2 protein-coding genes are annotated in these 885 nt (G+C 44.0%); both read left to right on the top strand.

Translation table 11 applies throughout. The features are described from left to right. The first annotated feature begins 31 nt into the window (after positions 1-31). Positions 32-526 carry a DUF6586 family protein gene (locus A3756_RS19470; RefSeq protein ID WP_068552970.1) on the top strand — a complete coding sequence of 165 codons (495 nt, stop codon included), beginning with the start codon at positions 32-34 and terminating at the stop codon, positions 524-526. Positions 527-590: 64 nt separating this feature from the next. Continuing rightward, positions 591-836: a hypothetical protein gene (locus tag A3756_RS19475; RefSeq protein ID WP_068509110.1), complete on the top strand. Its 246-nt coding sequence runs from the start codon at positions 591-593 to the stop codon at positions 834-836. Positions 837-885 lie beyond the last annotated feature (49 nt).

The following is an 885-nucleotide window of genomic DNA, read 5'->3' on the forward strand; positions in this document are numbered from 1 at the left end:
GCTGTAAGTGTGTGTCGACGGAGTCTTTTAGGTGAGTGATATTAAGAGCAGGGTGAACACTTATTTGTATGCAGCACAAACACAAGCAAAGCAGGCAGAGACAAGTACTAATGCTGCGCTTGCACAGGCTGCCGTTGTTGGCGCTAGTTTGAGTTTGAAGTATGCCTGGGAAGCCTGGCTAGAAGAATTATCAGCCTATTTAAAGATCCCTGCTGACGCCTTGCAAGATGAGTCTTCAGAATTGGCGCAGAATATGCCCGATTGCCAGTTCCTGTTTGCGCAGAAGCAGGAGCAAGGAAGTTGGTATCAACGCTTGTTGGCTTTATCTGTTGACCCTCTGCTCTACAGAGAAAATTCGCCGCATTCTAGGCAAGCAGCTAGCACAGAAGCAAGTGTGCCTCGAATTGAGGTTATTAATTTGACCGAGACAGCTATTGAAGGTGATAGAGAGCTGACTTTGTTAGAACTTATTGAAGAAGTAAAAACTTATATTCAGCAAAGGCGAGAGCAACAAACAGAATGGTAAAGAAGGCCGCAGGTACTATATAACTTACCTGGTGAGCAGGTTTCTATATAAATTTGGAGTTTGAATGAGTAGCGCATTTTTAGAGATAGTTGAATTAGAAAACGGTAGCTTCGCCTTGAAGCGAATGGATGATGACGGCGAATTCTTGGTCGAAATCCAATTTTCAGAAGAGGTTGAAGGCTTTTTGGGGGAGCATAAAGCAGCGATAGCGAAAGCAATGATCGGTGCGGGTGTTCAAGCTGCCGGGGCACTATCTAAATCGATTGTCGAAGCTGAAGAAAAAGAGCGTGAAGACCGTATATTACATTAATTCGAACAACCCTCGGTTGGACAAAAAACATAAGAGATATAGTTAGGAG

Source organism: Oleiphilus sp. HI0086 (assembly GCF_001635225.1).

Excerpts from the sequence above, each read along its gene's own strand:
- A3756_RS19475 (WP_068509110.1), top strand. The coding sequence starts at position 591 with ATGAGTAGCGCATTTTTAGAGATAGTTGAATTAGAAAACGGTAGCTTC.